Below are 22,703 nucleotides of genomic sequence, written 5' to 3'. Positions count from 1 at the left end.
CCAGTTCTTCGGCAATTTGATGCGCGATGGTGGTCACGAATGTCTCCTGGAAAAATCTCAAGTCGCCTTGCTGTTTAGGGCCTCACCCCAAGCGACGCAAGGCGCATCTGCAAGGCCGTGGCGAACCGGCGCTTATCCTTGCTTACGCAAGGCTCGGACCTCTTCGCGCAGGGCCCTGATCTCGGCCAGAATCGCATCCTCGCCCGCCAGTAGCTCCTTGTTTTCGGCATGCAGGACCTCTTGCTCGACGGTGTGCTGGGATTGCATGGCGTCGACGATGATGCCGATGAACAGGTTCACGATGGCGAACGTGGTGATCATGATGAACGGCACGAAGAACAGCCAGGCATAGGGATGGACCTCCATCACCGGGCGCACGATGCCCATCGACCAGCTTTCCAGGGTCATCACCTGGAACAGAGTGTAGAGCGACGCGCCTATGGTGCCGAACCAATCGGGGAAGGTTTCCCCAAAGAAATTGGTGGTCAGCACGGCGGCGACGTAAAAGACCAAAAAGATGATGGAAAACACGCTACCCATGCCCGGCAGCGCCGAAATCAGCGCCCCCACCACGCGTTTCATCGCCGGCACCACGGTCAGCAAGCGCAGCGCGCGCAAGATGCGCATGGCGCGCAGCACCGCCAACGGCCCGGATGCGGGCACCAGCGCGATCGCCACCACCAGAAAATCGAAGACGTTCCAGCCGTCCTTGAAGAACCGCAGTCCCCGGTGTGCCAGTTTGGCGGCGATTTCGACGCAAAACACACTCAACGCGAACACATCGAAGGCGAGCAGATAGGCGCCATACTTGGCGGTCAGAACACCCGACGTTTCCATGCCCAAGCTGATCGCGTTGAGCACGATAATCGCCATGATGAAATACTGAACGCGGGGATGATCGACGACGGCGCCGATGCGCGCACGCAGGGAAAGGGGGGCAGACATGCTTCAATCACTCATTCGACCGAGGAAAAAACGGACTTTCCCTCGCATATAGCACCGCCATCGCGAAACGCAATCCCGCCCGTGTCGATCCCGCCAATATTTGGAGCATTTGCGGTGCTTAGCGATTTTCGCGGCGAATGACCGACAACAGCATGCGCGCCTGTTCCATGCACTCCAACTCGCCGAGCGACACCAGCACGTTGAAGTCGCTGTCCAGGGGTGGGGTGAGTTGGCGCAAGGTCAGCAAGGTCTTGGAGTCCTTGCCTTCTTGAATAACCAAAAAACGCGCCCCTTCCGATACATCGAGAGCCGTGGGCCACGGTACCGACTGACCGGCGGCAGGCGCATCGATCACCTGTTCCTTACCTGTATCCAGGTTGATCAGGGTAATTTTGGCTCCGGTCTCGGTGCGATAGCGTTCCAAGGTGATGCCGGCCTTGTCGGCAAAACAGTAATTGCCCGTTTCCGACAGATTGAAGGCCATCGCCTGGGTCGCCGATTTGAGCGACGCGGCGCGGATCGCCCCGACGCTGCTGGTGTCTTCGTCGGCACTGCGGATCAAGCTGGCCAGCGCCTTCATCGAGCGCCCCGCCTGCCCGCCGGCTGCCGCGTTGGCTTGGTCTTGCGGCTTGCCTTGAAAGAAGCCCTTGAACTTCAAGGTTTGGCCAAACGCATTGATAAGCACCAGTTGCTTTTTGTCCGGGACGGTCAGATCCTGATCGCCCTGGATCTCGTCACCGGTTTTATAATCGGTCACGGAAGACATCAACACGACGTAACTGCTGTCACCCTTGGCAAAAGCCTGTCCACTGATGAGGACAGCCGTGGCGAGCAAACACATCATCACAAAATTGCGCATTGTCCCAGTCTCCCTATTCCCTTTACTCATGGCATTATTTGCTTTGGGCCACATACACCCCATCCCAATCGGCGGCGGGTGGATTGGCAGTCAGTTCGTCAATTCTCTTGCGATATAGAGCGTACAATTTATCCAGTTCGAAAGATGCGCCCAGTGTCTCGAGGTTTTGCAGGTGGTCCGCGGCGTCAGCAAAGCGCTGCCCGCGATATGCATCGATCATGGCGGCGTGCGCCGCAGCCAAGGCTTGAAACTCGTTCGTGTCCGCCACGCTGACATCGCCCAGCAAGGCAAAGATGCGCACACCCTTATTCTTGCCCACGACGCGAATGATGTCGATGTCCAACACCGCCAAGCTCGGCGATTTGGCGGCCGTATCCTCGCCGATCACGATGTCGACGCCATAGGTTTTCGACTGCCCCTCCAAGCGCGACGCGGTGTTGACCGTATCGCCCAGGGCCGAATAATCGAAACGCTGTTTGGAACCGATGTTGCCTGCGATGCAATCGCCTGTGTTGACCCCGACACCCATTCTCACCTTGATGAATTCGCGCCCTGCCTGCTGCGCTTCGCGTTCCAGTTCGTCGTTGAGTTGGTTCAACAGGCGCTTCAATTCCAGCGACGCAAGGCACGCGTTTAGGGCATGGTCGGGGTCGTTCAACGGTGCGTTCCAAAACGCCATGATGGCGTCACCCATGTATTTGTCCACGGTGCCTTTGTGATCGAGAATGGCGCCCGTCAAAGGGGTCAGAATGCGATTGAGCAACGACACCAATTCTTCCGGCGTCAGGCGTTCGGACAAGGTCGTGAAGCCGCGAATGTCACTGAACAGCAGGGTCATTTCCTTTTTTTCACCGCCCAGACGCAACGCGTCGGGATGTTCGACAAGTTCGCGCACCATGTCCGGCGAAAGGTAATGACTGAACGCATCGTGGATATAATCGGTCTGCTGCTTTTGCAGCCGCACCGCATAGCTGATCGCCATGGTCAGCGCGATGCCAAACGACAACGTCGGAGAAATGATCGGCAGCATCGCGGCGAAATGCATGAACGCCAACACCGCACCCACCCACGACACTGCAACGATACCGAGGCTGATGGCGATGCGGATGACCATTGGCGCCGAACTCAGCCCGATCACCACCGCCACCAACCCCAACACGGCGGCGATCGCAATTTCAAACGGCAAGGTCTCGATTTCGCGCCACTCGCCATCCAACAACTGGGCGAGAATGTGTGCTTGAATGATGACGCCCGGGGTGGTCCCCAGTGCCACGCCTTCGGTGGCGGCGAACGGGGTTCTATGGCGGTCGCCGAACGGCAAGTCGCCACCAATCATCACCACCTTGTCCTTGAACCAGGCGGGTGGCAAAAACGCCAAGGCGTGGATCGGGTACTGGGCGAACACCGGGGTGTTTTCGTCCGGCGGGCTGAGGTAGCGAATGCGAAAGCCTTCACGTGGCACGTCGTGACCAAGTCGCTGGGCGATCAGCGTGGCGAAGCTTTCGCGGTAATACCCGCCCTCTTCACGCCCGACGAAAGCGTTGCGCACCGTGCCGTCGACCGGGTCTTTGAACAGATTGGAATAGCCTGCGCTGACGTTTTCCAGATAGGACGATTGAAACGCGAATTGCGCCTCGCTCAATCCAGTTTTTTGATCCGTCCAGCCGGTGACCACGGGTACGGGATATTCTTCCAAAACGCGCTTGAGATGCGCGTCCTTGTCCGCTTCGGTCGGTTGATCGAACAAGATATCGAGCCCTACCGCCTTGACGCCGTAGTCTTTCAGACGTTCCAAAACCCCCGCCAGCATTTCCCGGTCAACCGGCGAACGGTATGGCAATTGCGAAAGCGTGTCTTCGGTGATGGCGAGGATGACAACCTCGTCATGGGGCTCGGCAATTGGGTTGAACAGTGCGAAGCGTACGTCCGACGCCCAGTTTTCAGCCACTGCAACGATATTCACGTAACGCGGCATGAGCAGGGCGAGCACCGTTGACAAGACGATGATCGCCCCTTGCATGGCGCGCACGGAAGAAGTCGGTTTTTGCCCCACGCCTTGGCTCCTAACGCATCGTGACGACCGTGTATGTCGGCGTCATCATACCTTGACCGCCAAGGGGAAGTCTGTGCCGCGCGAGCTGATCACCGGGAACTGCGGCGGATTGCCGTTCTGTTCGCTCAGTTCCGGCAGTTGGTCTTCGATGTAGCGGTTGATTTCGCGAATGCTGACGATGCCGTCGCTGCGCTTGCCTTCGTCGGCGGCGCCTTTCATGGCATCCAGCAACGTATAGGTAAATGCGCCATGACCCAATTGTTCGAATTCCACTGCAAACTGGTCCTTGGCGGCGGCGGCGATGATGTGCATGCCCGATGCCCGCGACAGCCGGCTCAGCGCCTTGCGTTCCTCGAACCCGCGGGTACGCGTCAACGCCGCGCCGGATTTGCAGGCGTCCATCAGCATGACGACCTTTTGCGCCGGAACTTCACTGATCCATTCTTCCAGCTCAAGCGATGTGATGCCCTTTTCGCGCACATGATCTTCACGTTCCGGATAGACCACGTCGTAAGGCATGAAGTACCACGTTTCGCCGATGGAATCACCGTGACCGGCAAGATACACCACCAACACATCATCGGGCGAAATGCCCTTCAAGCCCTCAAGCGTAGCCCGGATTCCCGGTTTGGTGGCCTGCTTGTCGAGCACCTTGTAGGTTTTGATGTCTTTGAACAACGAGCGCGGCTGGCTGGCGAAGAACTGCTCGATCCCCATCGCATCCGGCACGCCGTAATTCAAGGCCAATGCCGGGTTGCGATAGGCGTTGATGCCTATGGTTACGACATGCAGGGTGCTTTTACGCTCCGCGCCGCTATAGGCGACCTGAACCTTGGCCGGTTTGCTTTCGATCATGTCGCGGCTCAGCGCCACGGTGCGGAACTTATTGTCGCCCGGGGTGAGCTTGACCTCGAAGGTATGGCTGAAGGTTTCTTGATCCTCATCGTCGAGGACTTCTTTTGCGACCATGCGGTCATTGTGGAACAGGCGGACTTCTTTGATGCCGCCGCCCAAGTTACCGGCCTCTACAACCACCTCGTAACTTTCGCTGTCGGTCGTTGCGTTTTCTTCCGGATCGGCGATCGTCACGATCGGCGGGGTGCTGAACGCGACCGACAGTTTCGGCGCCTCAGTTTTCGCCGCGTTCACCGGTTCGACGCTTTGTCCTTCAAAGGCCATTGCCAAAACGGCAGGCTCATAATGACTTTCGCCGAATTGATCGAGTTCGAACGACAAATCCTGCGCGCCCCACTGCACTGCCGCCAGGGCATCGCCGTCACCGACGAACGCACCGCTGTCGCCGTCCACGGCGGCCCAGCCGTCGGTGGTCGTGACGACGCGGGTGGGTTGTTTCTTCTGCGCGACGTCAACGACGTTCATGATGCCGTCTTCAGCTACCGTGTGAACCACATTGTCGGCGCCGCCAAACGCCACTGCGCCGACATGCGCTTCGGCGCCTTTGGCGGTACTGGTGACTGCACTTTGTTTGAGATCGACCACGGTGATGCCGCCCTTGTCGTCACCGACCGCCAAGCGATCGCTCTTGGGATCAAGCGATGCGGACGTGACCGGCGCGTTGAGCTTAAGCTCTTTGGCCGCTGTTTTCTCGCCGGCTTTCCACGACTTCACCATGCCGTCGGCGCCTGCGGTCACGAACCCGTCGCCTGACGGGCTCTCTTCAATGAACGTCACGGCTTTGCCGTGGGCCGTGGCGATTTGTTGTTGCGCCTTGCCGGTCTTGGCGTCGGAGGCAACGATTTGTCCCTTCGCGTCACCGACCAAAACCTTGGTTTCATCCTTGGACAACGCCACCGCACCGATCGCAGCATTCGACGGCTTGGATTGCGAGATGACATTGCCGTTGGCTGCGTCCCATACGCGCACGCTGCCGTCGTCGTGTCCGGTGACCACGGTTTTGCCGGATGCGGAAACCGCAACGGCGGTCGCAGCCGTGGCATCGGCGCTCGACAACGACGTCATAACCTTACCGGTCGAACTGCTGACCACCTGGGCCTTGCCGTCGCGTCCCGCCGACACCGCCACACCGCCGTTTTCGGACATGCTGACGGCGTTCACGGGACCGTTGTGTAAATTCTCAAGCCGCTTGATCTGCCGACCTTCACGCAGATCCCAAAGCGTCAACGAACCGTCATCGTGACTGGTCACCATGCGCGAAGCCTCGCCCCCGCCTGCGGCGGCGGTGGCGGCATTGCCGACGGCGACCCCCGTCATCACGGCAACTTTTTCCGGCGCAACGGACATCGTCGCGCCGAGCACTTCGCGCACGTTGGCGCTGATGGCTTCGCTGATGGCGGATGACACGACACCGGTGATGATTTCGGAAACGCTGCCAAACACTTGCGCAAACGCCGTTTGCGACGCAACGGCTCCCACGGAAGCCAAAGCGGTGGTGGTCATAAATTGACGACGGCTTAACATGACGGGCCCCTTTTCATGAAATAGCTTAAATCAAAACGTACAGAGGGACGGCGCCTTCCCCGTGCGCCCCCTCGTGGATCCTCGCCGTTGACGGCCAAGAGCTTAAATTATTTTTCTTGGGTATCGACTTGTGCCGGTTCCGCGTTCGCCTGTACGGCATCTTGCACGGCGCCCGACGTAGCGTCGGAAACCACCGCGGCCGCGACACTCGACGTCTGCGAGGCGACGATCGCGCCGACGTTCTGCGCCATGGCCGGCGTCGCCAACACCACGGCAAACAAAGCTACGAGAAGTTTCTTCATTCAATTCACCTCCTGACAAAGTTTTCGTATTGGTCGTCCTATAATCTTACACCCTGCGCAAAATCTTTAAAAGTTTTCCCCTATCAGGCTGACAAACAATAAAGTTACCGACCGCAGCCATTTTCAATGCCTGAGAACTGATAAGACCAATTTGGTCAATTTTCGCATTATGCAAATTGCTGTGGTTTCACAAAATTTATTTTCATATCATATTGTTATCAATCCGCGTTATGCCGTGGATTTTGTGGATTTAAATTATGAACTTTGCTTCCCGAGCGGTACGCATCGTGAAATCGTTTCTCATCGCTCTATGGGTGATGAGCGCGACGGTTTACGCCTTGTCTGCAAATAACGTTGATGCCGATGATACGCAAAGCGCGAACATCTTAATGTTGAGTTCGTGGCACCCGGACATGCCGTGGCAAAAAGCGTTTGAGAACGGGATGGATGTTGGGTTCGCAGGGGCAACCAAGCAGTACAATATATTTTACGAGTACTTAGACGCTGGTAGATTTGGCGAAGGTGCACGCCTGCAAAGTTTTCATGATTACCTAATTGAAAAATATAAAGGTTCCGGAATAGATCTGGTCATATCCGAAAGCCGACCTGCGGCAAACTTCCTACTCTCTCGTCCAAACTTCATGCCAACGGCCAAGCGGCTTTTGGTCGATCCAGGCCTGGAGGTTCAAGGCAATCATATCATTTCCGTCAACGAAGACTTTGGAGGCGCAATCCGGGAAATGATATCCGTTTCAGCGCCTCGAAATGTTTATGTTGTGACGGACACATTGACCCCCAGCAACGAAAAACGGCTGGCGGGTTTCAAGACTGCCTTTACAAAGTTCGGAAGTGGCGCAGAGCCCCACTATTTGACCAACCTGCCAATGGCGGAATTACTCGATACGGTATCGAGCTTGCCGAAGAACAGTACGATTTTTTTCTTGTTGTTGTTTCAAGACGGTAGCGGTCGCCCGTACATCCCGTATGAAGCGGCACGCCTAATATCCGAACGTGCCAACGCGCCGGTCTTTACGCACTGGGGCACCCTAGTCGGCAGTGGCGTTTTAGGGGGCTACATATTATCCGGACAAAATGTCGGGATCATCGCATCCACTACCGCCCAGTCCCTTGCCCAAGGTGAAGAGCCTCGCGTCGATCCCAACACAGCCTTTCGCCGTGTCTACGATTGGCGCCAGATGGATCGATGGGGTATTGGCAAAAGTGCCGTTGATGGGGCCGATATCGTGTTTGCTCAGCCCTCCATAATCGAACAGTACAAATGGGAAATATTTACGACCCTCTTGGTGACGGTCGTGATGTTTATCCTCTCAGTGTCGTTGATTGTCATTAACCGCAAACGCCAACAGGCCCTTTTGGACTTAAAACGCGAGCGGCAAAGCCTGGAAGCCCGGGTAGCGGAAAGAACTGCGGAACTGCAAGAAAGCGAACGGCGCATCCGCAATTTCATGGATACGACACTTGATGCCGTGATCGTGATCGACGATCAGGGATTGATCCAGGAGTTCAACGCAGCAGCCGAACAAATTTTTGCTTACGGACGTGACGAAGTCATCGGCAAAACCATCAACACATTGATGCCCCAAGCGGATGCATATGTGCATGACGGATATCTCAAAAAATCGTACGCGACATCGCCCCGCCGAATGGCCGGTGGTCGCCGTGTTTTCGGCAAACGAAAAAACGGCTCCGAAATTCCCATCGAGGTGACCGTAGGGGCAACCATATTCAATGGCAGGCGGCATTTCGTCGGCGTCGTTCGGGACGTGACCGAGCGCAATCGAGGCGAAGAGATGCTGAAACAACAGACGGAACGATTGGTCAGCTCGCAGGAAATCGCCCGCGTCGGCTCCTGGGATTGGGACATTCTGACCGGTGACCTGCAATGGACCAATGAAACTTACAATATTTTCGGCCGCTCCAGCATGGACTTCGCTGCGACATATGAAAATTTCCTGGAATGCGTTCACCCCGAAGACCGCGAAACCGTGACCCACGCCATTCAAGATAGTGTGGACAATGATGCGCCGTATGACATCGATCACCGCATCGCCCTCCCCGACGGGGCCACCCTTTATGTGCAGCAACGTGGCAAGGTTTTCCGTGATGATAATGGGCGCGCCGTGCGCATGCTGGGCGTGGTCCACGACATCACCGAACGAAAAAGCCTGGAGATCGCAAAGTCCGAATTCGTTTCGACCGTGAGTCACGAGTTGCGCACGCCGCTCACTTCGATCAAAGGGGCTCTCGGGTTGGTCGTGTCCGGCGCCTTAGGCGACATTCCGCATAAAGCCCTAAGAATGGTTTCCATCGCCAACAACAATGCCGAGCGGTTGATCGCCTTAGTCAACGATATCTTGGACTTGGAAAAACTTCAATCCAACAAAATGGATATGCATTTTGAAGATCTGGACATTTCTGCACTGGTGATTGAAGGCGTTCAGGCCAACGAAGGCTTTTCGCTGGAAAACAAGGTTCTTTTCGAAATCATTGAGCCGCTGCCGAACGTAAAGGTGCATTGCGATAGAAATCGGATTTTGCAGGTGCTGACGAACCTGTTGTCGAACGCCGCTAAGTTTTCCCCGGAAGAGAGCGTGGTGCATATTTCGGTCGAAAACACTGACGGCTTCGCGTGTGTGAAGGTTGCGGACAAAGGGCCGGGCATTCCCGAAACGCATCGCGAGATCATTTTTGACCGGTTCACGCAAATTGATGCAACGGACTTCCGCAACAAAGGCGGATCGGGCCTGGGGCTGAGTATTTGCAAATCCATCATTGATTTGCACAATGGCGAAATCAGTTTCGATACGGCACCCGGTTCAGGCACAACGTTTTATTTTACGTTGCCGCACACCAAATAACCGCCCGCCTCCGCTTCTAATCGTCGCCCCCGAAGGGCAGCTCTAGCCCTGCCTCACCAGTACCGAAGGAGGCCTTGTGCAAGCTTGCCAAAGGCATCTTCCTCGATCATGCGTTCCATCGCTTCACGGACACGTTGAACGTTTTCAAGCAACGACGAAAGATCTTGCCGGCTATTCGCAAACGTAACCTTTTCTTGGCGCATGGTTCTCATCCTTACTGTGTTGCCACAACCATATCGTTTCGATTACGGGATGATTTGCAAGCGCTGTGCCATGCTCACAGAAGACCTTAATGCATTGATTTATAACAACCTGCTCCCCGCCTCTTCTTCTCGAAAGAGGCGGAGCGGTGCATATTGCACGCACTGAATTTGCAAAATCGGAAAATGGACAGGTTATGCCACCGTGATGGCGCGCAAGGCTAAAGGCCGACCTTAAGCATTTTCCAGATGTGGAATGCAGGGAGCAAGAAAGGCAAAACCCCCAGGGTTACCTGGGGGTTTTGATGGTGGGCCAACGAGGATAAAGATGGGCACTGGGTTTTGTTGCTTCATCTTGAGTGATTTCTGCATCAAACATCAGGCCTTCCCGGGGCACATACTCCGCTAAAGGGGGAACATCCCCAAACCACCGCTAGGTGTAGCGATTAAGACAATTTTATAAATGTTGCTTCAATTTTTATTGCCTCTATATCAAGCGTTCCACCAAAAAAAGAAGCGAAACCATTGGCCGTTATCATGAGATTGTGGCACTACTTTTAATAGTCCATCAATTTAGAAATGTTACAATATGCTTTTTAATTCTTATGTTTTCCTCTTTGCCTTTTTACCCCTGACCTACCTGGGGTGGCTGGCGATCAGTCGTATCAGCGGTAAAGCTGCGATCGCTTGGCTGGCTTTGGCTTCACTGGTTTATTACGGCTGGTCGAGTACAACCTTTTTGGCCATCTTTCTTTTTTCCTTCGCCGTCAATGCGGCATGCGTGGGCAGTCTTGATCGATTGAAGGACGGTCGATGGCGATGGATGATTTCTTTTGCCGGGATCACGTTCAACCTCACCATGATTGGCTATTTCAAATACAAAGATTTCTTCCTGACCGCATTCACGGGCGGCATGGAGCAAGATTTCAGTCTTTATAAAATCGCCCTGCCAATCGGCATTTCGTTCTACACATTCCAGCAAATCGCCTACATCGTCGATGCCTATCGCCGGGTCGTTACCGGGTATTCAGTGATCAATCACCTTTTGTTTATTTCCTTTTTTCCCCAATTGATCGCCGGGCCGATTGTCCATCATAAGGAAATGATGCCCCAGTTCGCGCGCCCGGAAATGCGCCGTAAAATGCTCAATTTAGGGATTGGCCTCAGCATATTCGCCGTTGGCCTGTTCAAGAAAACCGTCATTGCCGATGGTATCGCGCACTGGGCGGACCCGGCCTTCGCACAGGTTGCAGACGGTCACGTTCTGACCTTCGCCGAGGCCTGGATTGGCGCGTTGGCGTATTCGTTCCAACTCTATTTCGATTTCTCTGCCTATTCGGACATGGCGCTGGGACTCGCGCGCATGTTCGGGATTACTCTACCCTTGAACTTCAATTCCCCGTACAAAGCGAAAAACATCGTCGATTTCTGGCGGCGCTGGCATATGACACTGTCACGGTTTTTGCGCGACTACCTGTACTTTCCCTTAGGCGGAAACCGCAAAGGGGTGTCGCGTCGTTATGCCAACCTCATTACGGTAATGGTGATCGGCGGCCTATGGCATGGCGCGGGGTGGACCTTTGTGTTCTGGGGATTTCTGCACGGAATTTACCTAATGATTAACAACCTATGGCGCACGGCTATGACGGCACTTGGGTTATCATCAGTTTGCGATAAGCATCTTTACCGCTTGGCGGCATGGGCTATTACCTTTGTCGCTGTGGTCTCGGCCTGGGTTCCGTTTCGTGCCAGCAGCATTTCTTCCGCGTCGAACATGTTAAAATCCATGTATGGGCTTCAGGGTGGACCTGTCGGGGAGTCCGTCTGGTTACAGGTGGTGCAACTTAGAAACGGTATTGCAGGAATCTACGACATTATTTGGGTGGCGCTGTCGGGACAGTATTCACACGTTGATCGCTTTAACGCGGACCTCTCATACGATATGGGATTGGCGGCCCTACTCTATTGCGCCGCCATCGCGTTTTTCATGCCCAACACCTACGACCTCTTTTTCCGCTACTGCCCTGCCATCACCGAAAAGCGCCGACATGCCGCAGGGCGCGGCACAGCGCGGCTTACCCCCGCATGGGCCTTTGGCTTTGCAGCCATAATGCTGATTGCGGTGCTACAATTCCCTCGCGTTTCTCCATTTTTGTATTTCCAGTTTTAGGCATGGGTATGGAAAAACGATATCTTATAGCATTTCTGGGAGCATTTACCGTGTTGTCGGGGCTGGTATTGGCCGTGACCTTGGTTATCGACCCTTACGGCATATCCCCCTTTAAGGTCAATATCGAGGGTGTCAACGCTGCGCGCGTTGAACGTATGCGGCTGGACCGCATGATCAAGCCTCTCGATGTTTTAAACCGCAAACCCAAAACACTCTTTATCGGTACATCTCGCGTAAAGGAGGGCATTGATCCGGACAGTTTCACGGGAACGCGATTTGCTCCCGTCTATAATCTTGGAATTGATTTCTCCAGCCTTACGGAATCGGTTTCACTTTTGGAAACACTGCTGCCGCACAATCCTCAGGTTAAGTATGTTTTTCTAGAACTGAATTTTATCCATTTTTACGGCCCAGGGCCAGTGCGCGTTGCGACCAATACACGCGAATTAGTTTTGGATACTGCAACTGCCGCCTTTTCAACCGATGCCCTGATTGCCAGCATCAGCACGGCCCTCAAAAACAGTTTCTATTTCGGTCACGGTTATTGGCTAGAAGACAATGGCCTGGTTAACCTGCCGCCGATGACGATGATGGGCGACCTGGAGAACTTTTTTAATAGCGTGGTGTCTAAGGTCGGAAATTTAGAAATATCAACCGTTCAAATTGACTTTTCCGAACGTATATCCTCTATCTGCACCCGCCATAAGGTTCAGTGCGCCTACGTTATTTTACCCTATCAGCCGGTTGATCTCGCCCACCTCAAGCTTGGTGGCGGGTGGGAGGCGATTGAGCAGGTAAAACGGTTTTCCATGACCTATCTACCAACCTGGGATTTCACCCTCTACAACTCTATAACTAACGAACCACTGAAAGAGGGTATGTCTTACTGGATAGACGTCAACCATTTCACGCCAAAGGTTGGTGGGTATATTGCCAAAAGACTATTGGGGCAACGCGCGCCCGAAATCCCGGAAAACTTCGGGGTTCTGTTAAGCCCTGAAAATATCGAGACCACTCTATCCGATTGGCGAAAAGGCCGGGACCTCTGGCTCGCTGCAAACCCGGACTTGGTGAAACGCATCGAAGCGGGAATACGAAACAAGCAATGACCCGGATCACCCCCCCTCTTATTCTCGTCACGCTTCTGATCGGTGTTGCAGGCTACGCCCTCAATGCCATTCCCTTGCAGCCTCCGCATGCCGGGCCTGCCGAGTTTTATCACGATTGCCGCCTGGAACTGCAGGGGATGACCGGGCAAACACAGGGCCCTCAAGCCTGGTCTGTCTTTATGAACGGCCCCAGTAACAAGCAGCCGTTCATTGTTATTGACGAAGACAAGGACGTTAACATACCGGGCCAAAGCGTGTCGTGTAAGCTGGACATTCGTAAGGTGCCACAGCGCCCCTACGACGGAATCGACTGGCGTATGGGGCGAATATTTGGAGACTTCAAACCCTTCCAAGGTCGCCCTGTACGAATCACTGTCCCCCTAAAAGCGGACAAACCGATCACCTTCGACGCGGCGTCATTTTATCTATATGACGGGAAGCAGGCCAAAGAGGTTGCGATCAAAAAACTGGACACGGATTGGCAAGAATTCGTTGTTGAAGGATGGATTTCCCCGGATGCCACGTCATTCGAAGTCTGGTTGAGAACCTCCATTCATGGCGGCATCAGCACCACCGGAACGGTTCACTTAGGTACCGTGCGCGTCGAAGTGCTTTCCGACAATGAGGCCCCTCCGCGCCAACAGGCCAAGCCCAACCCGGTCCCGCCCGCGCCACAGCCCAAGTTGGCGTGCCCGGTCATATTGAACCGCTCACTACTCGACGCCACGTGGAGCACCAACATCAGCGACCCCAACGGCAATGCCCCAAAAATCGAAGCGCGGGCTCAAGACGGTACACCTCTCGGTCATCCCGGGGCGCTGTGTGTTTTCAAGATCGTGCAGTTGCAAGGTCACAATCCAACGGGCACGGATTGGCGTGTAGGCGTCAACATTCCAAAAGCGGCACTATCAGACAAGGAAGCCGCAAAAATTGCCATGATGCTGCGCGCCGACGATGACATTACGTTCGATACGGGTTCGGTTTATGTCTACGACGGCACTACCGTTGTAGCCACCCCCATGACTCACCTTGGCACTGAATGGAAACAGTTCAAGGTTAACCATACCTTTGGGGCCGATGCCGACCGCCTTGAAGTCTGGCTACGGCTGACGTTGCACGGCCATATCAGCCGGAAAACCAACATCTATCTTGGTGAAACGAGTGTCGATCTACAGTAACGGTAGAGCAATTTCATGCCTTAATCTGCGATTGTGCATACCGCAGCATTCGGCATGAGACACACACTGTATCCATTAAGAGCCCCCCGTGATTAGTAACACGGGGGGTTCAAAATACATGGTCCGCGATTCTCGCGATAATGTCGAGTGATCTCCGCCACCTCCTCCTCCTTTAGTTTATTAAGAGTTGGCTCCGAGAGGAGCCCAATGATTCATGAAGCGCATGCCGATCCCTCGGCATGGGCGTGGGCTGGGGTCAAGGCTGGCGCAGCCACCGCGAAGCGGCTTGGCCTTGATGCCAGAAGCCGCCCATGCCCCCCTTTTGCCGCGCTTCTTTAGCTAAGGGAATTTGGGGGCTGTATTTTATAAGACACACCTAAAAAACATCATTTGTCCTTTAGGCTTGCTATAAATTAACAAATGTCTTATAGATAATTGATTGGTTTATATTGACGCCTATAGGACATTCGATGACTGAACACCTTTTCAACGTTAAACGAGTCGCCCGCATCATCTGCCGCATCGATGATGACAAGGCCCTTGAACAGACGGTTCGCAAAATTCGGCATTGGACAAACTCGGATATTTTGTCGACCGTCGGCGAAAAAAATACCGGCACGGGTGTAAGCCGCATGTACGATGAAAACGCCGTTTATATCGCAGCACTGATGCTTGAGATAACTCGATACGGCATCACCGTCGATATGCTTGAAACTTTCGAAGAATGGATCAGCGAGTGTTGGGAAGAAACCGACGATTGGGAGGAAGCAAAATCCGGACAGCGCGAAGTCATCTTTCAATTGGGCTGGCAAGATAACGGCAGTGGTTTTTTTTGTCCTGTCCGTGATGACAAAGAGCTTTTCTGGAAACCCAATGGAGGTGCCGAAAGAGAGGCCTATACGAGTTCTATCGTCGTTAATGTAACGAACGTTTTTAAGCGCCTTAATTGGTAATTTTTTTGGCTGCAACAGGACAAAAGATGGCCTATCTGGAAGCCCAAAAGCAACAAGTCCAGGTGAACCGTCTTCCTCGTGCTTGGGGGCAAAACGGTCCTAATCAGACGCTGCCAAAACTTCTCTTGAGCGGATTGGATAGCTTGTATGTGTCCTTTTATCTCGACACAACAACGTGCACTATCGATTGGGATGAGTTGGCATACCAAAAAGAAAAGGCTGGGCGTGAACGCAACAAGGGTTTTGAAAAACTTGAACTCGGCACCGAACACCTTGCCCTTCAACCTTACGGTAAAAAACCGTATCGCTACGTTCTTTCAAATAAATTGTTCGAGGTTCGTTTAAGTGAAGGTCTTTCACCGTCTTGCCATGTGCAGTTTTTCAGCGAAGCCTTGTGGATCCATGGCTTTGAAGCCCTCACCACCCGCTTCAAGGCGTGGGCAGAATCCCTAAAACTCCATACCTTACAATCCGAAACCGTATCTCGCGCCGATTGGGCCTTTGATTACCATCTCCCCAACGCGGATTTTGCCCCAGATCACCTTGTCAGTCGCGCCACGAAGAAGGCGACGTGGGAAGAACACAATATCGTTCAAACCATCCAGTGCGGGACGGGCGAAACCGTCGTTCGCATCTATGACAAGGTTGCTGAAATTGAACAGCAAAGCGACAAGGCTTGGTTTCATGAACTGTGGGGGCAAAAGGACGACGTTTGGCGGGTTGAGTTTCAGGTGCGTGGCGAACGCCTCAAGCAAGGTGGAATTCGCACCCTGGAAGACCTAACCCATTTGCAAACGGATCTACTACGTGAACTGGCGACATCCCACACGACCCTGCGCCGCCCCAATGGCGACAGCAACCGTTCGCGCTGGCCTCTGCACCCTCTATGGGCTCAACTCACCAAAGACATCTTACAAGGCCCGCAAATGGGCCTCATGCGATCCTACGATGAAATGGTCGGAGTTGAATGGCGGTTAGATCGCAATGGTAAATCTGTTCATGGCTATCTCAAGAACATGGCGGCTCTGCTGCAAATCTTCCGCAAATGCAAAGAAACTTTGACGCTGGAAGAAACCATCACGGCAATGTCTGCAATCATCGAACGACACCACTCTGAGGAACTGTGGCGCTCGGATGTCGAACGCCGTGTGAAAGCGATTGAACTGGGACAATGACTGATCCACGCGAAATCATGAACGCTGTGAATCCACGGATCAACCGCATCCTAACGGCTGCGGAGATCGGTCTTGCCCCACATCAATTCCAGGCCTTTCGGAAATTGGTTCTGGAAGAATTTGGGCGCAATGGTCTCGCCCAAGACATCGATGACCTCTGTTACGGGGCATCCGGAAAGGTACGGCAAGGAAAGGGCCGGTAGCATCCTGGCATGAAAGGAGGTTTACGATGAGTGCCCAATTCTACCGCAACGGAAAGTAAGGTTTCTGATACATCGGTTTCCACGAATTGGCCGGATGAGTTACCGGTTGTGGATGCTGAGATGGACCTGTTCGAAGAGCATTTACTCGACATCCTCACCGCCATGTTTCAGCATGGTTGAGGTCTTAGGCTTGGAGGCATTGGTTATGGGTAAAAAAGCAGCTTTCTATTTGCGCGTTTCGACAACGCGCCAAGCGGAGAAGGATCTTTCCATCCCCGACCAACGCCGCCAAGCCGAAGAATACTGCCAACGCAAAGGCTGGGATATCACTGCGAAATTCGTTGAGCCCGGAGCGTCAGCTACGGATGACAAACGCCCCGCCTTCCAGCGCATGATTGATGAGGCATCGCTTCACCCTTCACCGTTTGATGTTGTGATCGTTCACAGCTTTTCCCGATTCTTTCGGGACGCCTACCAATTTGAGTTTTACCGCCGCAAACTGGCAAAGCATGGCGTGGAGGTTGTCTCGATCACGCAAGAACTTGGCGATGACCCCATGGACAATATGGTCCGCCAAATCCTCAACCTGTTTGATGAGTACCAGAGCAAAGAGACCGCCAAACACGTTTTGCGCTCAATGAAGGAAAATGCCCGTCAGGGGTATTGGAACGGTTCCCATCCCCCTTATGGATACAAGGCTGTTCCCGTCGAAGTTCGCGGTGGGATCACAAAAAAGAAACTTCAAATCGAAGAGAACGAAGCGGCGATTGTTCGCGACGTCTTCGCCCTGTGTCTCAAAGGCAAAGGCATTCGCGCCATAGCCCATACGCTGAATGGAAAAGGTCTTCGATATCGTAAGGGACGTAATTTTGGCGTCAGTTTGATCCACAAAATATTGACCCACACCACCTATATGGGTGTCCACCACTTCAACAAAACGGATAGCAAGACGCGCAAGGCCAAAGACCCTAGCGAGTGGGTAGCGTTCGACACGCCCGTCATCATCGCCAACGACACCTTTGAGCGCGTGCAAGACCTGCTTGCGAAACGCCGTCCCAGCAATACCCCGCCACGCATTGTGAATGGCCCGACGCTCCTTACTGGAATTGCCAAGTGCGGCACCTGTGGGGGCGGCATGACGCTCCGCACAGGCAAAGGAGGACGCTATCGCTACTACACCTGCAACACACGGGCAACGGAAGGTAAGACCGCCTGTGAGGGACGGAACATGCGTATGGAAAAACTGGATGAATTGGTCCTTGACCAACTCGAAAAGCACCTGTTCACCGAAGAACGCCTCGAGCTCATTATTGCGGAACTTCTTAAACGTACAGCAAATCAAACAGAGGACCTGCACCGGGAAGAAACACAGTTGCGCAAGAGTCTTCGAGAAACAGAAGCCAAGATAGACCGCATGTTGGACGCGATCGCCGAAGGGCTCGTTGGCAATACGGATGGCTTTAAACGCAAACTATCAGCCCTGGAGCAACAGCGAGATGAGTTGCTTCGTCAGGCGAGCTCAAAAAACCGTCGCCGAGATCTGCCAATTCAAAAGCTAACACCGGAAAATATTGAACAATTCGCAGAAGCAGCCCGCCAAAAGCTCCGTGATCCGGATAGCTCATTCCGGAAAGGCTATGTCGGTCTATTTGTAGAACGCATTGATGTTATGGACCAAGAAATCCGGATTTCCGGGCCAAATGCCGCAATTGCCGCCGAAGCCCTAAAGGCGACAAAGCCGGGCACCGATGGGGTGCCCAGCTTTGTTCCGAAATGGTGGGCGCACAAGGACTCGAACCTTGGACCCGCTGATTAAGAGTCAGCTGCTCTACCAACTGAGCTATGCGCCCATCGCATTGATTTAAAGTGCTTTTGACACTTACGGATAATCGCGGCTTACCCGTCGACCTGAAGTTTTCTGACGGTATACGCAGACAGGCTGAACGGTGCCGATGCCGATTTCCGGTTGGTGGGGATGATATAAAGTGGCCTCAGGATTGGCGCAACTTATTTTTCAACTTTATTGCGCCCTGCGGCCCCGTCCATCAGGCTTTTGAGGGGCTGACACCACAAGGCGGCAATGGCGGCTTCGGGCAGCGGACTGGTCGGCCTGGACGACCGACCAGTCAGACACCTGCTCACCGCTTCAAAAGCCGGTCTCATATGCGCGGAGGTTACGCATAGATCTTGGCCGCACCGATGGCGGCGGTGGGATCACCACCGGTTTGGTCGGCGAAACGATCCCGCAGCGAGCCACAAGACCCCTTCAAAATCCGCCCGACATTGGGCACCAAGTTCAATTTTTTCTCCAGGCTCGACAATGCGGTCTGGCCGAGACGGCTCGCATCGAGACACGTGGCGACTTCCGGGTTGAGCAGCTTCACGACATCGTAAGCGCCTGACATAAACGGCGACATGGGCATGCTCGTGTTCGCAATGCGCGCCAATTCCCTGCGGGTTTGCTCAACCGTCACGGCGTTGGAGCCGTAGGTCGGGATGTCGGTGTGCTCGATGTGCTTGATGATCAAGTTGTAGAAGGTGACCACGTTATCGATGGTTTGTTCTGTGGAGGTTTCCTGCTTCTTGTGCGGAAACAGAACATGTTCGCTCCAATAATCGAGAAAGCTCAGGTGGCTTTCGGAATGTTTGATCATTTCGTCACGCGTGACCAGACCTTCTTCCATCTGAAAAGCCATGCCCTCCTCTTCATTGAGAAAGTGAATGTAAAGATAAAGCGTTGCGACATCGAACATCTTGTCGACGCAACCCATTTTCTTTTCACAGAGGCTCTCGAGCCCACGTCGAAAAAGGATCACCAACATGGCGTGCTGCATGTCGTTGAAGCAGTTTTCAGACCGTAAAAACTCCGGCAATTCGCGAATGCCGAGCAAATCATCGACGGAATAATACATTTTCGTTTCCTCTTCAGAGATGCGTTTAAGGCCTTTCTGGCCCCCCTTTGTTTCGTATCCGGAACACATAAAAGCAAAGGGCATGCCAGACCGGCATGCCCTTTAATCAATTGATATGATTTGCTTTATTTTCTGAAGAGAGAGAAACAGACAGATCTAGCAATGCAAAATCGGCAGATCGACGCCGTGCAAAAACGAAATGCATCGCATTTTGCAAGCACTGAGCGGACGCGCAAACGGATGGACGTGCGACGAAGTGGCCTTAAAACTCGTCGCCGCTGTCGCGCCGTCCGATGGTCAGGTCTTGGTGGATGTGCACACACAGCAACAGCCCGAACCCGAACAGGATCGTCAGCATCGCCGTACCGCCGTACGACACCAACGGCAGCGGCACGCCGACCACCGGGATCAGGCCCATGACCATGGCGATGTTGATGAAAATGTAGAGGAAAAACGTCACCGTCACGCCGATCCCCACCAAGCGGCCGAAGTGGTTGCGCGACGACATCGCAATGACGAAGCCGTAGGCCAACAGCAAGACGTACAGCGCGATCAGCGTCAAACCGCCGACCAGGCCGAATTCCTCGGCCAGCATGGTGAAGATGAAGTCGGTTTGCTTTTCCGGCAGAAAGTTTAGGTGGCTTTGCGTGCCTTGCATGAACCCCTTGCCGAACATTCCGCCGGAGCCCAGCGCGATTTTCGACTGGATGATGTGATATCCAGACCCCAAGGTGTCCGATTCAGGGTTGAGAAAGGTCAAAATGCGCTGTTTTTGATAATCACGCAAAATCGTGAACCACGCCACCGGCGCACTGATCAGCCCCAACACGCCCGCGAGGATGAATTTCCACATACGCACGCCCGCGGCGAAGAAAATCGCCACGCTGGCCAGCAGCAACATCAAGGTGGTGCCCAAATCGGGCTGGCGAATGATCAGCACCGCCGGCACCGCGACCATGATCGCGGGCGGCAGCAGAAACATCGGACGGCCCACGTCTTCGATGCTGCCGCCGTGAAAATAGCGCGCCAACGCCAACACCATGGCGATCTTCATCAGTTCGGACGGTTGAATGTTAAAAAAGCCGAGGCTGATCCAGCGCTGCGCCCCCATGCCGACGAAGCCGGCCAGTTCAACCCCCAACAACAACACCAAAACCAGGACATAGAACGCATAGGCATAGCGCAGCCAAAAGCGGATGTCGGTCACGGCGATCACCACCATGCCCAACATGCCGACCCCGAAGCGCACCATTTGGCGCGACGCCCATGGGTCGAAATCGCCCCCCGCGGCGCTGTACAGCATGGCGAAGCCGATGGAAGCGGTTAGCGTCAACAAGATCACGAACAGCCAATGCAGATGCAGGAGCTTTTGCCCGATGCTCACCTTGGGCTGGGACAGCAGACCGTCGTGATACAGCATGATCAGACCTTGCCTCCCTTATCGGATGTGTTGGATTTGCGCGCTTCCTGACGCCCCGGCGTGGGGCGCAGCGCGGCCAGACGCTGGGTCTCGTGCAACACGTCTCGAGCGATCGGCGCGGCCGTCGACGAGCCGCCGCCACCGTGTTCGACCACCACCGACACCGCGAAACGCGGACTGTCCACCGGCGCGTAGCCGACGAACAGCGCATGGTCGCGCTCTTTCCACGGCAAATCTTCGTTTTTCAAAACCCCGGTTTCGCGTTCGGCCTTGGAGATGCGCCGCACCTGAACCGTGCCGGTCTTGCCCGCCATGCGCCACTGGGGTTCGGTAATGCGCGAACGGCGCGCGGTTCCGGTGGGCGAATTGACCACGTCATCCATGCCCTTGAGAACCACCGAAAGATGCTCCGGCGTGACCCCCAGCGAGACGGCCTCTTCGTCCGGATACGGTTCCAGTCCGGTTTCCGTAACCTTATCCATAGTCAAACGCGGCGTCACCGCGCGGCCGCCGTTGGCCAAGCGCGCGGTCATCACCGCCAATTGCAACGGCGTGGTGAGGATATAGCCCTGGCCGATCCCCGCGATCAACGTTTCACCGAGCTGCCAAGGCGATCCGATGGCACCGAGCTTCCATTTGTTGCTGGGCACCAGGCCGGGTTTTTCACCCGGCAGATCAAGCCCCAAACGATCGCCCAGGCCGAACCGGCGCGCCATCGCGGCGATGCGCTCGATCCCGGTGCGCCGTGCAACGTCGTAGAAGTAGACGTCGCACGAATGTTCGATCGCACCTTGCAGGTCCAACACCCCATGGCCGCCCTTCTTCCAACAATGGAATTCGGCGTTGCCGAGCTTGGTGGAACCGGCGCAGTTGATTTTCGTGTCCGCCGTGATCACACCCTTTTCCAACCCCGCCAATGCCACCACCGGCTTGAAGGTCGAGCCCGGCGCGTACTGTCCGACGATGGCTTTGTTGGTCAGCGGCGCCTTGGGGTTGCTGATCAGCGATTCCCATTCCGCCTGACTGAGACCGGTGTTGAACGAATTGGGGTCGAACGACGGCGAAGAGACCAGCGACAGGATCTCGCCGGTATGCACATCCACCACCACCACGGTGGCGCTTTCGTTGCCCAGACGCTCGGTAATGAAATGCTGCAATTCGGCATCGATGGTCAGGCGCACTTCGTTGCCCGGCTGACCCTCTTGGCGATTGAGTTCGCGGATCACGCGGCCCAAGGCGTTGACCTCGACCTGGGAACTGCCGCCAGAGCCACGCAAGGACAGATCGTAAATCTTTTCGACCCCGGCCTTGCCGATGCGAAAGCCGGGCAATTCCAGCAGTGGATCGCCGGTGAGGTCTTTTTCCGACACCGCCGCCACATAGCCCAGCACATGGGCTGTTTCCGCCCCCATGGCGTAATTGCGGCTTTGGCCAACGTCGATCAGCACGCCGGGCAGGTCGGGGGTGTTGACTTCAATGCGCGCCACCTCGGACCAGTCGAGGTTCTCGCGCACCGTGATGGGCACAAACGCGCGCTTGCGCTTGACCTCGCGAGCGATGCGGCGACGCTCGCCGCCGCTCAACGGCACGATCAGCGACAACAGGTCGAGCGTGCGCTCGACGTCGCCTGCTTGCTCGGGGATGATCACCACCCGGTAATTTTGTTGATTGTCCGCCATCGGTTTGCCGTGACGGTCGACGATGCGCCCCCGTGGCGGCGGCAACAGGCGGAAGTTGATGCGGTTTTCGTCCGCCAAGGTGACGTAACGTTCCGATTCCACCACCTGCAGGTAATACATCCGCCCGGCCAACACCGACAACAGCGCGGCTTGACCGCCCCCCAACATCAAGGCGCGGCGGGAAAAGAGTTTATGGCGCTCCGAATCCCTATGCATCGCGTATCGCG

General features: G+C 54.9%; 17 protein-coding genes and 1 tRNA gene. 8 read left to right on the top strand and 10 right to left on the bottom strand.

Translation table 11 applies throughout. The annotated features are described in order from the left end of the window. Positions 1 to 132 precede the first annotated feature (132 nt). From VIN96_RS05480 to VIN96_RS05460, 5 genes are all read right to left on the bottom strand, one after another. Positions 133 to 945 (bottom strand): ion transporter, encoded by an 813-nt coding sequence (locus tag VIN96_RS05480; protein ID WP_331894505.1) that lies wholly within the window; start codon positions 943 to 945, stop codon positions 133 to 135. 118 nt (positions 946 to 1,063) lie between these two features. Beyond that, positions 1,064 to 1,804, bottom strand: a complete 741-nt coding sequence (locus VIN96_RS05475) for a hypothetical protein (protein WP_331894503.1) — start codon at positions 1,802 to 1,804, stop codon at positions 1,064 to 1,066. A 34-nt stretch (positions 1,805 to 1,838) separates the two neighbouring features. Continuing rightward, positions 1,839 to 3,857, bottom strand: a complete 2,019-nt coding sequence (locus VIN96_RS05470; protein WP_331894502.1) for an adenylate/guanylate cyclase domain-containing protein — start codon at positions 3,855 to 3,857, stop codon at positions 1,839 to 1,841. Positions 3,858 to 3,902: 45 nt separating this feature from the next. Continuing rightward, on the bottom strand, positions 3,903 to 6,296 hold the full coding sequence (locus tag VIN96_RS05465) for a caspase family protein (protein WP_331894501.1): 2,394 nt from the start codon (positions 6,294 to 6,296) through the stop codon (positions 3,903 to 3,905). 107 nt (positions 6,297 to 6,403) lie between these two features. Beyond that, positions 6,404 to 6,598 (bottom strand): hypothetical protein, encoded by a 195-nt coding sequence (locus tag VIN96_RS05460; RefSeq protein WP_331894499.1) that lies wholly within the window; start codon positions 6,596 to 6,598, stop codon positions 6,404 to 6,406. 257 nt (positions 6,599 to 6,855) lie between these two features. Between VIN96_RS05460 and VIN96_RS05455 the strand changes: the two genes are divergently transcribed. Continuing rightward, positions 6,856 to 9,477, top strand: coding sequence for a PAS domain S-box protein (locus VIN96_RS05455; RefSeq protein WP_331894497.1), 2,622 nt, complete (start codon positions 6,856 to 6,858; stop codon positions 9,475 to 9,477). Positions 9,478 to 9,530: 53 nt separating this feature from the next. On the opposite strand, the gene VIN96_RS05450 is transcribed toward VIN96_RS05455, so the two are convergent. Next, on the bottom strand, positions 9,531 to 9,680 hold the full coding sequence (locus VIN96_RS05450) for a hypothetical protein (RefSeq protein WP_331894495.1): 150 nt from the start codon (positions 9,678 to 9,680) through the stop codon (positions 9,531 to 9,533). 586 nt (positions 9,681 to 10,266) lie between these two features. Here VIN96_RS05450 and VIN96_RS05445 point away from each other — a divergent pair. From VIN96_RS05445 to VIN96_RS16690, 7 genes are all read left to right on the top strand, one after another. Continuing rightward, positions 10,267 to 11,847: an MBOAT family protein gene (locus VIN96_RS05445; RefSeq protein ID WP_331894494.1), complete on the top strand. Its 1,581-nt coding sequence runs from the start codon at positions 10,267 to 10,269 to the stop codon at positions 11,845 to 11,847. Between the two features lie 2 nt (positions 11,848 to 11,849). Next, complete coding sequence (locus tag VIN96_RS05440) at positions 11,850 to 12,956, top strand: hypothetical protein (protein WP_331894492.1); 1,107 nt, start codon at positions 11,850 to 11,852, stop codon at positions 12,954 to 12,956. Next, positions 12,953 to 14,134: a hypothetical protein gene (locus VIN96_RS05435; RefSeq protein WP_331894491.1), complete on the top strand. Its 1,182-nt coding sequence runs from the start codon at positions 12,953 to 12,955 to the stop codon at positions 14,132 to 14,134. Before VIN96_RS05440 ends, VIN96_RS05435 begins: the two co-directional genes overlap by 4 nt. Positions 14,135 to 14,604: 470 nt before the next feature. Next, positions 14,605 to 15,087: a hypothetical protein gene (locus VIN96_RS05430; protein ID WP_331894490.1), complete on the top strand. Its 483-nt coding sequence runs from the start codon at positions 14,605 to 14,607 to the stop codon at positions 15,085 to 15,087. 26 nt (positions 15,088 to 15,113) lie between these two features. Continuing rightward, entirely contained in the window at positions 15,114 to 16,262 is a 1,149-nt protein-coding gene (locus VIN96_RS05425) for a hypothetical protein (RefSeq protein WP_331894488.1), read from the top strand. 233 nt (positions 16,263 to 16,495) lie between these two features. Continuing rightward, entirely contained in the window at positions 16,496 to 16,645 is a 150-nt protein-coding gene (locus VIN96_RS05420) for a hypothetical protein (protein WP_331894486.1), read from the top strand. Beyond that, a complete protein-coding gene (locus VIN96_RS16690; protein WP_414675600.1) occupies positions 16,578 to 18,281 on the top strand; it encodes a recombinase family protein in 1,704 nt (567 codons plus the stop codon). The genes VIN96_RS05420 and VIN96_RS16690 overlap by 68 nt, the downstream gene beginning before the upstream one ends. Here the strand turns inward: VIN96_RS16690 and VIN96_RS05405 are convergent. From VIN96_RS05405 to mrdA, 4 genes are all read right to left on the bottom strand, one after another. After that, positions 18,240 to 18,315, bottom strand: a tRNA-Lys gene (locus VIN96_RS05405). The genes VIN96_RS16690 and VIN96_RS05405 overlap by 42 nt on opposite strands. Positions 18,316 to 18,639: 324 nt before the next feature. After that, positions 18,640 to 19,377: a hypothetical protein gene (locus VIN96_RS05400; RefSeq protein WP_331894481.1), complete on the bottom strand. Its 738-nt coding sequence runs from the start codon at positions 19,375 to 19,377 to the stop codon at positions 18,640 to 18,642. 262 nt (positions 19,378 to 19,639) lie between these two features. Beyond that, on the bottom strand, positions 19,640 to 20,797 hold the full coding sequence (gene rodA, locus VIN96_RS05395; RefSeq protein ID WP_331894479.1) for a rod shape-determining protein RodA: 1,158 nt from the start codon (positions 20,795 to 20,797) through the stop codon (positions 19,640 to 19,642). A 2-nt stretch (positions 20,798 to 20,799) separates the two neighbouring features. Continuing rightward, the gene (mrdA, locus tag VIN96_RS05390; protein WP_331894478.1) at positions 20,800 to 22,692 is read right to left on the bottom strand and encodes a penicillin-binding protein 2; all 1,893 of its coding nucleotides are present in this window, start codon (positions 22,690 to 22,692) and stop codon (positions 20,800 to 20,802) included. Between the last annotated feature and the right edge of the window lie 11 nt (positions 22,693 to 22,703).

Origin of the sequence: Magnetovibrio sp., assembly GCF_036568125.1 — a bacterium.
Lineage (GTDB): Bacteria > Pseudomonadota > Alphaproteobacteria > Rhodospirillales > Magnetovibrionaceae > Magnetovibrio.
The sequence above is the reverse complement of the archived record's forward strand: the minus strand, read 5'-3'. Positions and strand labels throughout refer to the sequence as shown.

What these genes read in the sequence shown, in the direction of transcription:
- VIN96_RS05465 (WP_331894501.1), bottom strand. Translation starts at nt 6,296, where the DNA reads ATGTTAAGCCGTCGTCAATTTATGACCACCACCGCTTTGGCTTCCGTG.
- VIN96_RS05440 (WP_331894492.1), top strand. Translation starts at nt 11,850, where the DNA reads ATGGGTATGGAAAAACGATATCTTATAGCATTTCTGGGAGCATTTACC.
- VIN96_RS16690 (WP_414675600.1), top strand. Translation starts at nt 16,578, where the DNA reads ATGCTGAGATGGACCTGTTCGAAGAGCATTTACTCGACATCCTCACCG.
- VIN96_RS05445 (WP_331894494.1), top strand. Translation starts at nt 10,267, where the DNA reads ATGCTTTTTAATTCTTATGTTTTCCTCTTTGCCTTTTTACCCCTGACC.
- VIN96_RS05430 (WP_331894490.1), top strand. Translation starts at nt 14,605, where the DNA reads ATGACTGAACACCTTTTCAACGTTAAACGAGTCGCCCGCATCATCTGC.
- VIN96_RS05425 (WP_331894488.1), top strand. Translation starts at nt 15,114, where the DNA reads ATGGCCTATCTGGAAGCCCAAAAGCAACAAGTCCAGGTGAACCGTCTT.
- VIN96_RS05460 (WP_331894499.1), bottom strand. Translation starts at nt 6,598, where the DNA reads ATGAAGAAACTTCTCGTAGCTTTGTTTGCCGTGGTGTTGGCGACGCCG.
- mrdA (WP_331894478.1), bottom strand. Translation starts at nt 22,692, where the DNA reads ATGCATAGGGATTCGGAGCGCCATAAACTCTTTTCCCGCCGCGCCTTG.
- VIN96_RS05435 (WP_331894491.1), top strand. Translation starts at nt 12,953, where the DNA reads ATGACCCGGATCACCCCCCCTCTTATTCTCGTCACGCTTCTGATCGGT.
- rodA (WP_331894479.1), bottom strand. Translation starts at nt 20,797, where the DNA reads ATGCTGTATCACGACGGTCTGCTGTCCCAGCCCAAGGTGAGCATCGGG.
- VIN96_RS05450 (WP_331894495.1), bottom strand. Translation starts at nt 9,680, where the DNA reads ATGCGCCAAGAAAAGGTTACGTTTGCGAATAGCCGGCAAGATCTTTCG.
- VIN96_RS05475 (WP_331894503.1), bottom strand. Translation starts at nt 1,804, where the DNA reads ATGCGCAATTTTGTGATGATGTGTTTGCTCGCCACGGCTGTCCTCATC.
- VIN96_RS05480 (WP_331894505.1), bottom strand. Translation starts at nt 945, where the DNA reads ATGTCTGCCCCCCTTTCCCTGCGTGCGCGCATCGGCGCCGTCGTCGAT.
- VIN96_RS05400 (WP_331894481.1), bottom strand. Translation starts at nt 19,377, where the DNA reads ATGTATTATTCCGTCGATGATTTGCTCGGCATTCGCGAATTGCCGGAG.
- VIN96_RS05455 (WP_331894497.1), top strand. Translation starts at nt 6,856, where the DNA reads ATGAACTTTGCTTCCCGAGCGGTACGCATCGTGAAATCGTTTCTCATC.